At 56.9% G+C, this 12730-nt stretch carries 17 protein-coding genes; 3 read left to right on the top strand and 14 right to left on the bottom strand.

All coding sequences use genetic code 11. The features are described 5' to 3' along the window. The first annotated feature begins 28 nt into the window (after positions 1-28). On the top strand, positions 29-796 hold the full coding sequence (locus O6760_RS15115; protein WP_269586186.1) for a DUF3800 domain-containing protein: 768 nt from the start codon (positions 29-31) through the stop codon (positions 794-796). Between the two features lie 129 nt (positions 797-925). Here O6760_RS15115 and O6760_RS15110 read toward each other — a convergent pair whose 3' ends face one another. The 14 genes from O6760_RS15110 to O6760_RS15045 form a co-directional block, all read right to left on the bottom strand. Continuing rightward, complete coding sequence (locus tag O6760_RS15110) at positions 926-1324, bottom strand: hypothetical protein (RefSeq protein ID WP_269586185.1); 399 nt, start codon at positions 1322-1324, stop codon at positions 926-928. A 432-nt stretch (positions 1325-1756) separates the two neighbouring features. Beyond that, positions 1757-2200, bottom strand: a complete 444-nt coding sequence (locus tag O6760_RS15105) for a hypothetical protein (RefSeq protein ID WP_269586184.1) — start codon at positions 2198-2200, stop codon at positions 1757-1759. Continuing rightward, a complete protein-coding gene (locus tag O6760_RS15100; RefSeq protein ID WP_269586183.1) occupies positions 2197-2817 on the bottom strand; it encodes a regulatory protein GemA in 621 nt (206 codons plus the stop codon). Before O6760_RS15100 ends, O6760_RS15105 begins: the two co-directional genes overlap by 4 nt. Next, a complete protein-coding gene (locus O6760_RS15095; protein WP_269586182.1) occupies positions 2814-3068 on the bottom strand; it encodes a hypothetical protein in 255 nt (84 codons plus the stop codon). Before O6760_RS15095 ends, O6760_RS15100 begins: the two co-directional genes overlap by 4 nt. Positions 3069-3081: 13 nt before the next feature. After that, positions 3082-3330 carry a gas vesicle protein V gene (locus O6760_RS15090; protein WP_269586181.1) on the bottom strand — a complete coding sequence of 83 codons (249 nt, stop codon included), beginning with the start codon at positions 3328-3330 and terminating at the stop codon, positions 3082-3084. 2 nt (positions 3331-3332) lie between these two features. Continuing rightward, entirely contained in the window at positions 3333-3971 is a 639-nt protein-coding gene (locus tag O6760_RS15085; protein WP_269586180.1) for a DUF3164 family protein, read from the bottom strand. Between the two features lie 69 nt (positions 3972-4040). Beyond that, positions 4041-4334, bottom strand: coding sequence for a hypothetical protein (locus tag O6760_RS15080; RefSeq protein ID WP_269586179.1), 294 nt, complete (start codon positions 4332-4334; stop codon positions 4041-4043). Continuing rightward, the gene (locus O6760_RS15075; RefSeq protein ID WP_269586178.1) at positions 4327-4710 is read right to left on the bottom strand and encodes a transcriptional regulator; all 384 of its coding nucleotides are present in this window, start codon (positions 4708-4710) and stop codon (positions 4327-4329) included. The genes O6760_RS15080 and O6760_RS15075 overlap by 8 nt, the downstream gene beginning before the upstream one ends. Further along, complete coding sequence (locus tag O6760_RS15070) at positions 4707-5348, bottom strand: hypothetical protein (RefSeq protein ID WP_269586284.1); 642 nt, start codon at positions 5346-5348, stop codon at positions 4707-4709. The genes O6760_RS15075 and O6760_RS15070 overlap by 4 nt, the downstream gene beginning before the upstream one ends. Continuing rightward, positions 5348-6112, bottom strand: coding sequence for an AAA family ATPase (locus O6760_RS15065; RefSeq protein WP_269586177.1), 765 nt, complete (start codon positions 6110-6112; stop codon positions 5348-5350). The genes O6760_RS15070 and O6760_RS15065 overlap by 1 nt, the downstream gene beginning before the upstream one ends. A 71-nt stretch (positions 6113-6183) precedes the next feature. Beyond that, the gene (locus O6760_RS15060) at positions 6184-8343 is read right to left on the bottom strand and encodes a DDE-type integrase/transposase/recombinase (RefSeq protein ID WP_269586176.1); all 2160 of its coding nucleotides are present in this window, start codon (positions 8341-8343) and stop codon (positions 6184-6186) included. Beyond that, positions 8340-8804 carry a hypothetical protein gene (locus O6760_RS15055; protein ID WP_040441437.1) on the bottom strand — a complete coding sequence of 155 codons (465 nt, stop codon included), beginning with the start codon at positions 8802-8804 and terminating at the stop codon, positions 8340-8342. Before O6760_RS15055 ends, O6760_RS15060 begins: the two co-directional genes overlap by 4 nt. Further along, positions 8797-9639: a ParB N-terminal domain-containing protein gene (locus O6760_RS15050; protein ID WP_269586175.1), complete on the bottom strand. Its 843-nt coding sequence runs from the start codon at positions 9637-9639 to the stop codon at positions 8797-8799. The genes O6760_RS15055 and O6760_RS15050 overlap by 8 nt, the downstream gene beginning before the upstream one ends. A 154-nt stretch (positions 9640-9793) precedes the next feature. After that, complete coding sequence (locus O6760_RS15045) at positions 9794-10105, bottom strand: helix-turn-helix domain-containing protein (RefSeq protein WP_269586174.1); 312 nt, start codon at positions 10103-10105, stop codon at positions 9794-9796. A gap of 155 nt (positions 10106-10260) precedes the next feature. On the opposite strand from O6760_RS15045, the gene O6760_RS15040 reads away from it, so the two are divergent. Continuing rightward, a complete protein-coding gene (locus O6760_RS15040) occupies positions 10261-10788 on the top strand; it encodes a helix-turn-helix domain-containing protein (RefSeq protein ID WP_332306227.1) in 528 nt (175 codons plus the stop codon). Between the two features lie 369 nt (positions 10789-11157). Then, entirely contained in the window at positions 11158-11460 is a 303-nt protein-coding gene (locus tag O6760_RS15035) for a hypothetical protein (protein ID WP_269586172.1), read from the top strand. Positions 11461-12730: the final 1270 nt, after the last annotated feature.

Below are 12730 nucleotides of genomic sequence, written 5' to 3'. Positions count from 1 at the left end.
GGCGTACAGCATTAGTAGAGACCAACCGATGGCGCATTTTTATCTAGACGACAGCAAGCATCACACACGAGGATTTTCCCTCGCGGCCTTCGCCATTTGTGAAACCGACCCACAGGCCGAACTAACCTCTGTTTTGCGTGAAAACGGGTTTGACCCATCTGTTTACGAGTTCAAGTCGTCTGCGCCGATTAAAGACAATCCCGGCCAACAGAGACTCCGTAATCACCTAAAATGGTTTATTCGGAGAAACTGCAAGATCGCTGTCTGCGTCGTCGAAGGGGACGGAAACATTGGTCCCGCTTCCCTACGTTTGCTTCAAAAAGCTATCGCGCACAAACGATTCAAAGGTCAGCGACACGAGGTCTATTTTGACCAAGGACTGTTTTCTTCAAGGCAAACGGCGCAGAGAATTGCAAGCGAGTGCGTGGGCCTGGAAAAATGCAGTTTTCATTTCGAGCAGGATTCAAGGTCCGTTGCGGGCATTCAAGTTGCTGATCTGGTCGCCCACTTATGCGGGACACTGCTTTTGGATGCGCTGGGGCATATCGATAAGAAGGTGAAGATCAAGAATTCAGGCTATCCGCAAGACCTGGATATCGAGTTGGGTTTCGAACTTTGGGCCGACTTACGCTATGAATTTTTGAGCGTAGCCAAGCCAAATCCTGACGATGAGTTTGATATGTCAGTTGTCGCTGTAGAGCCTCACGGCCTGTTCATTCACGAGAGCGTTGGTGAACCGGTTGCGGAAGCTGCGCGCAAGCGATTTGGCGAAATGTATCTCGGCTGCATCCACTGAGTTTGGCAGCGGCCGCCCGGTCGGGTGATCACGCTTAACGCAAATCCACCAATCGGATCACGGCCAGCGCGCTATCACCATAAGGCGGCTCGCACTGACCTTGTCCGGAGAAACTTCGCACCAATGGTCTTACGCGGCCTTCTTCCCCGCCCTCAACTTCGCCCGCATCCGAAACGCCGTCCTCTCCGACACTCCAGCCTTCCGCGCCGCCTGCCGCGCACTCACCCCATTCTCCAGCTCGGTGATCAGCACCCGCCGCGCCTGCGCCATCGGCCCGGTCGCTCCCAGAGGGATCACGATGTGCCGCGCACCGGCTTCCCGATGCTCTGCCGACAGCGTCCGGAAATACTCACAGATCAGATCCGCCGCCTCACGTCCGACCGTTTGCACCAGCCAGTGATCATCCTGGGCGTGTGCCGGTATGTTGATCCTGGTCCCGCCCACCTGATCGGCTATGGCCAGCGCTGCCGGGATACCGGCAACGTCTGCGATTTCACCAAGGACACCAGGAAGAAGGTCATCGTGCATCGGACGGGCTCCGTTCTGACTGAGGGAAGCCGCAAACGGGGCGGTCCCGATTGCGATGCCAGAACGTTAGCGGACGGATGACAGTTGTCAGGGCTGACGAACGTCAGCCATAGCCGATGAATTCACGAATTTGGGAGTGACTTGACCGTATCAGACCGGATTTCAGGGTGCCAGATGACAATTGCAGTTGAGGTCGGGGAACAGGATCAAAATTAAACAGGCATTAAACAGCACAGAGCGCTTTCAAAAAACTTCATAGGGCATTGAGCCTCCAGACTCTCAAACGGCCTCTACGGCGATTTTTCGTAGGGTATGGTCTGAGGGCACCATGTCTTCTTTTGTTCGGTATTTGCCAGGACAAAAAATTCGAGGCATCTTTTGATGCGTGGCGGCGCAAAATCGATGGTGCCGGTCAACTGCGACCGCGAGGGGTCACGTCCTCCCGTCACTTACCTTCCCCATCATCTTCTGGAACAGCTCGCCCTGACTGTCATCGGCACTGCGATGGCGTGCCCGCATCCTGAATGCTGCCCGTTCCGAGACCCCGGCTCGCCGGGCTGCTTCCCTTGCACTTGTGCCGGCGTCCAGTTCCCGGGCCAATCGCCGGCGGGCTTTTGCCAGGCAACCGGTCGGACCGCGGGGAATGATCACATGACAGGCACCGCTTTCCTGGCCATCGGGTCTTAATATGCGGAAGTGGTCGCAGATCCTGTCAGCCGCGTCCCGGCCAACGGTCTCCACCAGCCAATGCTGATCATGTGCCCGTGCGGGGATGGAGACCCGCGTGCCGCCGACCCGCTCGGCAATGGCCAGGGCAGCCGACAGCCCGACGATCCTGGCGAGATCGCCGAGCAGACCCGGGAGCTCATCATTCACCGCTGACACGTCCTGAGCAAAGTGCCGAGGGCGTTCATCGCAGATATCCAGTCGGCGGATGTTTGCTGAGACACGTCGGTGTGTCCGCTGCGCTCAAGAAGATAGGCCGTCAGAGTGCTGACTGGCGTGCGATCCCGTTTGACCAGTTCCGACCAAATGTGACTGCACACCTGGAAGCGGTGGTCGTTGTGAAGAGCCGGCTGGTTCTGATCCCGGATGAAGAGATCAGGGTTGCCGGTTTCCCTGCGGATCCAGAGTTTCAGGGCATCGATTGCTTTGTTGGCATCTTGTGGATCCTGCAGGAACCGGTGATGGTCCAGTCCGGTCTGGCGGCGCAGGAATGCGACCATCGCCTTGTCGGACTTGTTGTCGACGACCCCGAGATTATAGCCGGCAATCCAGAGCGCCTGCAGCTTCTTGGCATAAGACCCGGCGACCGTCTGACCGACTTGCTTGGGCGCAATCGCCTCTAGAGCAGAAATCACCTTTAGCTGCTCGACCTCACTCATGCCTTTGGAAGACCGCTTGCCAGTCTCCCGTTCAAGGATGTCGCGATAAGTGTCGTCGTCGAGCCGGGCTTTGGATTTCAGGACATGGATCTTGGCGAGTGCGGTCATCGGCTCTCTCCCTGGCGTTTGGCATCGACTTCGGTTGCGATCGCGTCGAGTTCCAGCAGGGCGGCATCGGCAAGCTTGAGATAGCGATCTTGGCTTTTCTCCCAGTGGAGCCGTGTGTCGACTTCCTGAACCAGGTGATCGTCGATCGGTGTGCGGGTGACCGGCATGTGCTCAAGCGTCATGGTTTCAGCGACGTCCTCTGGAAAGGCAGTCTTGAACAGCGCAAAGGCTATGCGTTCGCGGTAACTCATGGGCTCAATCCTTTTAGGGCAATGGAATCCGGTGGGGCTGACCGGCGACACCAGCATCGCCGAGCGGCTCAGGTTTGCGCCGGGCTTGAAGTTCATGTTTCAGAAGATCGGTGGTCGCCTGCTGCAATTGCCTGGTCAGATCGGGCCGGCAGTGCAGGCGGTAGCGGGCCCGATCGGCCTTGCGCAAAAGATGATCACGCCGTTCGCGCAAAGCCTTGGTCTCACGCAACTCAGAAGCTTCCGGGTTGGCGAGGCGAGACATTTCTATGCGGCCTTGGCCAGATCGATGGTGATCGCCTGCCAGTCCGCGTCCGGCTGGTCCCGCCGGTAGAAACGCACATAGCTCTTGGAGCCAGTGATCCGCATGGCATCTTTCAGAGCCGTCATCGCCCGCTGCCAGCGCGCATCCTCGATCTCCAGCCGCATCAGCATGAAGATCTCTGATTTGTTGATCTGACCTTCCTTGTCGGTGTTGAAGGCGCGGGTGACGATGGAGCGGATTTCCGGGCGGCTGTCAGCGGCCCATTCATTCAGGCATTCGTCGATCAGGCTCTTGGCGATCTGGATCTCCGGGCCGAAGTCGATGAAGTCGGAGACCTGCACCTGGACCTTCCGGCAACCGTCGACAGTCTGGAAGGTGGTGTTGCCTTTCTTGCCACCCTTCTGGGAGTCGTATTCCTGGGCAAGCAGTGCGGTCAGGCTCAGGAGATCGGCAAAGGTGTGATTGCGGAAGCGGCTGATCTGCGCGGACAGCTCTTCAGCAAAGCCGACAATCTTGCGCACGGTCTCGTCTTCCAGCTTGTGCTGGGGTTTGACGTTTTCCAGCGGCACCAGGTTGCCTTTGGCATCGCGCATATAGGACTGGCCGTTGATCATCTCGACGCCGTCAGCTGGCTCAGACATTGCCTTGTTCGGGGAAACTTCCATGTTCAAAGTCCTTTTGCAGTCTCGTTAAACGCAAAACAAAAAGGCTTAAGCCGCGCCGTCGTCGTCGACGTAGCTCGGCGGAATTGGGGCGGCCCTCTCAGAAACCCCGGCCGGAATGGGCCGGCGGGCGATCGGGAACAGCGCGATCTTCGGATCGGACAGATCGATGACCACCGGCCGCTGGACGCGGGAGTTCTCCAGGTGCCGAGCAATGGAAGTACACTCGTCAAGAACCTTCTCGACCTTGGCCGTGGTTTGTGCGGAAAGGGTCAGCGCGCCCCATTCATCTTTCCACTCGTTCAGCTGGCGCGAGAGCATGCGCAGATCAGTGCTAAGCATCGTGAGATCCTTTCAGGCGGGAGTGCGGGCAGCCGTTCCGGCAGGCGCGGTAGACTTTGGATCGGGTCGAGTTGGTGACGGCGCGGGGTTTGGCTTGCCAGTCGAGGCAAATGTGCCGGCCGATCCCACCGAGGACCGGACAGTCGACGGTTGAGCCCATCAAAGCTCCCCTTACCTTCTCCTCGACCTTCGTGAGATCCCCCGGATATTTGTTGCCAAGCGTCTGGCTGATGGTGGTCGGCGAATAGCCAAGCCGCTGCGCGCAGGCATTCAGGCCCTTGGCCGATGCCAGCCGGGCAAGCTCGGCAATCCAGTCAGGTGGTGAGCCGTCCCATGCAGCTTCCGCCTTTTGAACCATGGTCGAGGAAGTGCTCATGCGGCGCACTCCTCTGCCAAAGGAGCGCCCATGATCTCCTTACGGTTTGGGTCGTAGACCATCTTGGTCTTCAGGATTTTGGGCGGGTTCGGACCGGTGTTCATGGAGGGCTTCAGCCGCCATATGCCCTGCACCTTGTTGCTGCTTTCCCGCAGCACCTGCAGGTATCCGGCCCGGTTCAGATGAGTCACATACCTCTTTGCCGTTTCGCGCGGGATCTCGACGTCCGGCGTTGAGGCGGTGACAGCCAGCTCAATGAGCGAGAAGCCGGGAAGTGCCCGCATTGCATTCCAAATCTGAAGCTGGGCGAGCCCTTGCTTGCCAAGCGTGCCATCCCGGTTGACGACCGGTGCCAGGGCCTGGCGCTTGATCAGTCGATAGACGTTGTAGAGCGAGTGTCCGGCTCCACGATTGACCTGGACCCGCTGTTCGAGCATTTCCAGAAAACCAGCTGCATGAAGCCGCTTGATGTAGTCGGCGACCGCGTAGTCGTCCCGGTCGTTCGAGCGCAGGGCCACTTCATGCATGGTGAAGGGCTTGTTGTCCTTGCCGAGATCCTTGATCACGCTCCAATAGTGATCGTGGCCGCGGTAAATCGGCTTGCCGCTCGTGACCTTCAGTTCCATCTGGATCGGCATCACGCAGCCCTCCGAATGCGGCGCGGCGGTTCGCCGGTGAAGAACCATCCCTGTTCAAAGGAGCCCGCGGAAAAGCTGTCTTCGCCGGTGCTGCGGGCGTGTTCGAGGATCCGGTTCAGATTGACGTGAATGCGCCGGGCCTTGCCGGCGGATTTCTCGACAAGCAGGTCAACCAGGTCATCGGAGATGGAAAGCGCAGGACAGAACAGGTTCGCCAGGGCACGGGCATCCTCGTGATCGCACGGCTCTGCCGGCACCCAGTCCAGGACCCGATTGTGAACCCGTTCCACCTGGAGGATTTTCCCCGGCAGCTGCTCTTCTCCGATCAGCACGATCGGTGCCTGACTGTGCTCGTGGATTTCTCGGACAAGCTCCAGCATGCCCTTGTCGGCCAGCTTGTCTGCCTCATCGATGATTAGGGGTCGGTTGAAGTCATCACCGAGCGCCATGATGGCGCATTCGCTCATATGGGCGATTGTGCCGCGGGGCTCCTGGTTGGCTTCCCGCAGAATGTTTTGCAGGAGGGATTTCTTGGTCCAGCTGTCGCCAACCTCGACCCGAAGCGCGCCGGTGATGTTCTGGACATAAAGCGCGGCGTAGGTCTTGCCGTAGCCGGAATAGCCGTGGAAGACACCAAGGCCCGGCAAATGCGGCCCGCGGGAGCGCAGGGTTTCGACAAGGGTCAGGCAGCGGGCAACGTTCTTGAGCGCGGCCAGTCCGCCCGCGCTTGGCACACGATTGACTGCAGGATCTGCATTCGTCATTCTTCAGTCCTTCAAACTTGAATGTCAGGCCTCGGAAGGTGCAGCTTTCGGGGCCTTTCTCTTGCCCAGGCCTACGCGGGCGGTACACGGCCTTCGCGGCTTTGATCCTCCTGCCAGAGAAGGTTCCGCGCTCGATATTCAGGGCCGGCCTGATATCCGGTGAGCCAGAGAGCGTCCTGATCACTTAAGGACTCGCCCTTGGTGATCCGCGCCTCGAAGCGCTTGGCGCGACCAAAACGATCTTCTGCAGTTTCTTTCTGTCGGATGGGCTGCACCTTGGCTGAGCGAGCGGATGAAGTGCCCAGCTGAGCCATCATCTTCTGCTCGGCTTCAGACAGCGGCTTGGGTGCGCGCTTTGCCTTCACGGCAGCCGCAGCCTGTGTTTTTGCCGTCTCATGTTTTTCGGTGAGTTTCGGGAAGCTCAGGATGTCGGCGTTGGACTGGTAGGCAGCGCGCTGTGCTTCGGCAACGGTGCGCGGCGTGATCAATCGCTTCTGTTTGCGAATGTCGGCGAGCGCGCCATCTTCAAGCGCTTTTTGTTTGGCGCGGACCTGAGCGATTGTTGCAGCCGGGTCGAGACCAGCAAGCGCCGGGTTGACCGCCTGGCCGAGATAGGTTTCTCCATCGGGCTCAAAGAGCCAGACCCGGCCGAGATCTTCAAGGTCGTGGCGGACAAGAACATCCCGGCCGGGCATGACATCGCCGGTGTAATAGAATTCACCGTCGATCCGAATGCCCTGATTGGTGACACGGCGCTTGCCATCCTGGCCGGCGACCGGCGCCAGCAGAACGTCGAGAGCTGCCAGATCTCCGACAGCCCGAATGGGCCCGGACCAGCGGGCAGCGACTTCAAACGGCGTCTTGCGCTTCAGGCCTTCATGCGGTGTGTGAGCGTATTGCTCCTCAGCCCATCGATCCGCTTCGCGTTGCAGCTCCAATGCGGAAAGCGTGACGTTGAAGAGCTTGGCATCGTCCGTGCCGAGCCGCGCTGAGAACGCCTTGCGCGCTTCGATGATTTTGCGGTCAGCAACCGAATGGCCGACAAACCCGGGAAGGGTTGCGGCGCAATCGCGCTGGAAGGTGCCTATCACCCGCTCGACTGTTCCCTTTTGCTCAGGCGAATAGGGCGCCGAAAAATCCTGCTCGATGCCAAGGGCATCCAGCAACCGAACCGTTGCATGGGCGGCAAAATCCGAGCCGTTGTCGGTCTTGATCAGTTCCGGCACGCCCCAGGCAATGAGGCATTTGCGGATCAAGAGGCCAACGGCGGAGGCCCGCGGCGTGCTGGTGACGAGAATGATGGTGCGCCGGGAATAAAGATCGATCGCAACATAGATGTTCATGCGCCCGTCCGTGGTCATGACATCGGAGGGCGAGGCATCGATCTCCCAGCGCTCGTTGAGCCGATCGACACGGTTGGCGCCGGAAGCCGCAAACCGGACCCTGGACTTGTAAGCGTCTGGGTCGGTGATCTTGAGCAGCGCGTTTCTGTCCTGCTCTTTCCAGGTTTTAAGAGCGTTTTGAAACGTCCTTAAAGGCGGCATTTTCTTGCGGACCTGCCCCTTGGCCGTTTCCACCAGAACCGTTTCGCCGAACTTCGCGATCGCCGTGGTGCGAATATGTTTGGCGCTGAGAAACTGGTTGGAGACATAGAGCGCCAGGCAGTAGGCCCGCAGCTGCCCACCTTCGGCCGTGTCGAGAACGCCTGTCCCTTTTCGCGCCTTGGAAGGATCGTGCGCCAGCCGGTTGATGTCTGTGCGCATGTCCTTGCGCCAGCGGGCAAGCGTGCGACCGGAGAGGCGTTTGACCAGGTGCCTGACCCATTCGGGTACCGGAACCTTACCGTCTTCATAGAGCTCCGCGAAGAGATCATCAGACGGACTTGTGGTCAGCTCGCAGCTTCTCTTGAACCGATCGGCGACTTTCAACACGACCAGCTTGGCGTCGCGCGTGTTGCGCTCTCGCGTGGTCAGGTTCCGGCTGGTTTCTGTGCAATAGTCTTGTTGCTCGATCAGCACAAAGGTAGCGGCATAATCGAGCCGCTGCGTATGGGGCAGAAGGTTCATGTGGTACTCAAGCCCACCGCCCCCTTCCCTGCCTTCGCGCTTGCGGGCAAGCCGGCTATCCGCCCAGTGTTCGCGCGCTGCAATCAGCTGTACACCACGCTTTGACGTCGGAAAGCCTTCCAGCCTGAGGTCAGCGATTTCCTGCGCGGTCAGCCAGAGTTTCATTTGGCACTCCGGATCTGCATCTGGAGTGTTTTCTTGCGTGTCGCGACCATGCGCTCATGGTCTTCGATCAACGCCAGCTCAATGACGTTCTCGTATTTGCGCGGAACAACCGCCATGTCGAAATCTTCAGCGATGAACCCGAGTAGCTCGGTTTTGCCCGTCGCATGGATCAGCGCAAGAAAGCGTTCGACCGTGATGTTGTTTCCGGTCTTTGCTTCCGAGGCGTAGGCCTCCAACATGTCCTTGGTGACCTTGTGCCCAAGCCGTTCGCTCATGAGACCGGCAACCGTCACCCGGTCCTTGCCGCATTCTTTGAGGGCCTTGGCGATTGCGCGGCTGATCCGCGACGCCAACCGGTTACCGGAGATCGTTCCCGGCTCGAACCCCACCGACACTTTTGGCGGCTTCCAGCCGGTGAACATGTCGATGGTGAAATCATCGCGCGGGGTCTTTCTAGCCATCGAGCCAGCCCTCCCGTTTGACCAGCTCGACGATCTCCTTGCGGTGGAGCTTGAAGACCACCATCCGGCTTGCTCTCGGGAGCTTGCTGAGATTGTCGCACGCGGATCGCAACACCCGATCGGTGGCGGTTTCCGGGTCGCGGCCGTCGAGTATCAGCAACGCGTCACCGATGGTTCTGGCTTTAGGGAGCTCACCCAGGATGAGGTCCAGGACCTTCGCCTGGACTTCGGGGGCGAGATCCGAGAGCGCTTTCAGGTCGGATTGTTTTTCGGCGAAAGGCGTGCCTTTGAGGCGTTCGCGAGTTTGCTGGGAGAGGCCGTGAAAAATGGCAACCGCAATCTGAACAGATCGTGTTGTGAGCCCAGTGGTTTCTGCCGCTGAAGAACAGAACGAAAAAATTTCGTTCTGATTTTTCCGTTTATTTCTAGCAACTTGGCTTTTTCGGTCTCCGCCATTCTTGCTGTCAGGATGCAGTGCTTCATAGACCCGCTTCAGTTCGCTCAGCGCTTCGCACCGCTCAAGAGCGTTGAGGTCCTTGCGCCCGAGGTTTTCCAGGATCTCGTGAAGGCGCAGTTCGTCGGCAGCGTGTTCGGTCGATGGTTCCAGGATGCGAGCTTCGATCTCGCGCCACTTGGCGCGTTTGGCGGCTTCCAACCGGTGGGCGCCCGCAACTAGAAAAAAGCGTTTGCCGTTCGCAACAACATCGATGGGTGTTTTCTGACCGACCTCAGCGAACATGCCGGCAAGGCAATCGGCCCAATCCGGGTCCACGTCCCGAAGCCGTCCGTCCGGGATATCGATCAAGGAGATTTTGATGGACTGATACGCGCTCACGTCAGACCTCTAGATATTCTGAGAAAAGAAACCGGGCGCAGGCGCCTCTGCGGTCTCACGGACCGCCCGGCAAGGTGGCGTAGAAGAAGGATGTCCGGAGTGCGGCGGCTATCTGTGCCCGTCGTCTCGTCGATCTTGGACATTGGGACCGAGCTCAGGCCGCTTTCTTGTCCGGCGCCGCCCGCCCTTTCTGGCTAGCGCGCAAGTTCTCGTATTTGCTAGAAAGGATTCGAGCGGTCCTAATGGGATACCGATCAGGCCACAGGTCTTTCAGCGGCGTTTCCAGAAACTCTGAAATCGACGCCTCGGCCTTGCGCACTGGACGGGTCCACACGTGGGAAAAGCTATTCGGGGTCATCCTGGCCAGCTCGGCCAGCTTTGCCAGCGTCATGCCTTGGCGATGAAGCTCGGCCTTGATGGAATGCTTGTCCCATCCGTTCGGGGGAACCTGATCCGGCTTTGCCATGAGGTGCCTCTCTTAAGCTGAAAGCGGCGTGTTGCAGCAGGCCGTTTTCTTGGGATTTGTTGTGACAACTCGGCGCGAAGGTTCGAGCCGATAAGATAGGAATAAAGCACGTATGAGCTTTTGTAAAGCACATATGTGTTTTATAACGTGAGCTATTGGCTAGACCAGAGAGCGAGCCGAAAACCCAACTAGGCAAAAGACTGCGAGAATTGCGCAGTTCTCTTGACTTTCTTGAGGCAAAGGACGTTGCCAAAGCGGTCGGAGTGAGCCTGACTGCGCTTTACAATTACGAGAGAGGGGAGCGGGAGCCGATGGCATCCACCTTGTCCGCGTACGCGGATAAGTTCGGGGTGAGCTCGCGTTGGCTCCTTACAGGCGAAGGAGAGATGTTCGCCGATGCAGTGAAAATCCCGGCCAGCCAAGATCTTCGAAAAATCAATCTATCCGTTTTCAGCCAGGTCGGCCTTCTGGTCATAAAAGTCTACAAGGACGAAAGCGTGAAGCTCCCGGCTGACGTTCTTCTGCACGAACAAGCCAGCGCATATAACGCCCTGATCGAACGGGCTGAAAACCCGTCGGACACCGAAGAATTGCTTAGCTTAATTCCATGGCTCGAAGCTCGCCTCAGAAAATCCCTCAAGGCCACGACCGTCGCACCAGGAACCGGGAAAAAGCACGCTTGATAGCTGGGTTCTCGGGCGCTCATGCGCCTTTGGTGCTCAATTAGGAATTCCGATAATTCTGAGTTATCGCAACTACCATTTTCGCGCCCCGAAAAGGCTGTTCCAGATATTGTAAAGCCACTGAATGTGCGCACGCTAGACGTGCGACATTTTTTCAATGACCGCATTCCATTGAAGACGCTGCGTGAGGCCAAGTCTGCAACCTGAAAGTGAAGTCGGGTTGCTTGTTAAAGGTTACAATATCGTTAATATCCCGCCCGCAACCGGAAAGAGGCGTCCGGGTTGTGGGAACTAAAGATGCCGAGGCAATGTCTTCGGTGGAAGAGCCGTCCTGGAAAATGCGAGGCGGCGCTGAATGGGGGCGAAGGTGTGAGGGGCGACAGCGATCTCTCCGATGGGGTGACGGGCAGGCATTTTGGGCAGGCGCCTGTTCAGGCGGAAGCCACTGCATACGAAAAAGCAGCGGTTTCGGAGACACCACAACGCACCAGCGTGAAACTCCGGCTGGCGGACGGTTCGGAGAGCGATTGCCGGGCCGGAATCCATCTCGCGCGGGAAGCTGATACCCATTTTCTTATTTTCCGCCGCCTGAGAAAAGGTGTATTTCTTCAACGTTTCATTTTAACAAATGTAGAAAATGAACTCTTCGAAAGAAATGGAATTTTCTCATGAGAAAAATAAGACTTACAAAATGGAATTACATAATTTTTGTTGCCATGTGGTTTTTGTACATTATTTCGAAGATATTCGGCACCGAATCGAGGCTTGAGAGCAAGGCTTTAATGGCACTTATATTTCTGACAATAGTATATGCAGTAGTTTTCTTATTAGGCTTCAAAAAAGAAGACGAATAATTGTGTGAAATATGTGTATCAAAATTTTATATAAATCAATTTTGATACAACCAAATAGAAACAACTTAAAACTTCTTACAAAAGTGTTTTGAGTTATTATTTTCAGGGGCTGAGATGCTTGAGAATTTTTGGGCTTCGGGAACGACGGTTCGTCGGGTGGATGATGCGTTTGGCGGTGGTCAAATCGTTTGGACTGATAGAGGAATACATGTCCGAAATCCGTATTTAAACGACAGACCCTCTCTTTTCTCTTCAGAAAATGTGATGGATGCCATTGGCAGACTTCATGAATATTGGAAAAGTGACTATGGAAACGCGATTGCACTAGCCGGTGGACTAATAGACGACATTTCCAGTACGAAAATTGCCGGCAGAATTGCTGGTAGGCTGGCACCGGCTGTTGACGTATATTTTCGATACAACGATGAAGATGGCTTAACACTAAAGGACGGGATTGCAGTTGTAGGAAGTGTGGCCGCAGGCGCGGCCGCAGGGGTCGCTATAGCAGGGACTGTAGCTACATCAACTGCTGTACTTTTGCCAGCATTTACCGCAGCCGCAGTCGGCGTTGTAGTATCGTATGCCATTGATGCGCTTCCGATACCTAACTTGCCAGAAGCTCCGCCGCCGTCCTTCCCTCATAACAGAATTGGGTTTCAAGGGATTAACCCAGCGACGGCTTATGTTCCCACAGTAGTTGTCGAGACATCCTCACCGACCGCGCCAGACATTTATGGCGATGGGTCTCAAGGACTCGGAAGTACTTTTTCCTCAAGTGGGGTCTATGCTGGAACTTCGAGCAGTAAATACCGGGACGTTTATCAGGAGTATATTGATGGAAATGGTAATCGAGTAATTGAAAAAGTCGTCGCAAAGACCAAGTACAGCATTTCAATGGAAAGAACGACCATCGCACCTGATGGTAGTGTAACAAAGGAGCGATTTCCAAACTCTAAGGTCGAAGATGCTGCAGTGGTGCTGGAGCAAATGCGGGGCACCGCAAATTACGTTGATGTTACAGAGGAAGGCGCCGCAATCGCCGGACTGGTCGGTCGGCACGTGTCACAGCGCTGGATTGAAGGCGCCCT

It is taken from the genome of Roseibium sp. Sym1 (assembly GCF_027359675.1).
Taxonomy (GTDB): Bacteria; Pseudomonadota; Alphaproteobacteria; order Rhizobiales; family Stappiaceae; genus Roseibium.
This window is presented reverse-complemented; position numbering and strand designations above follow the sequence as displayed.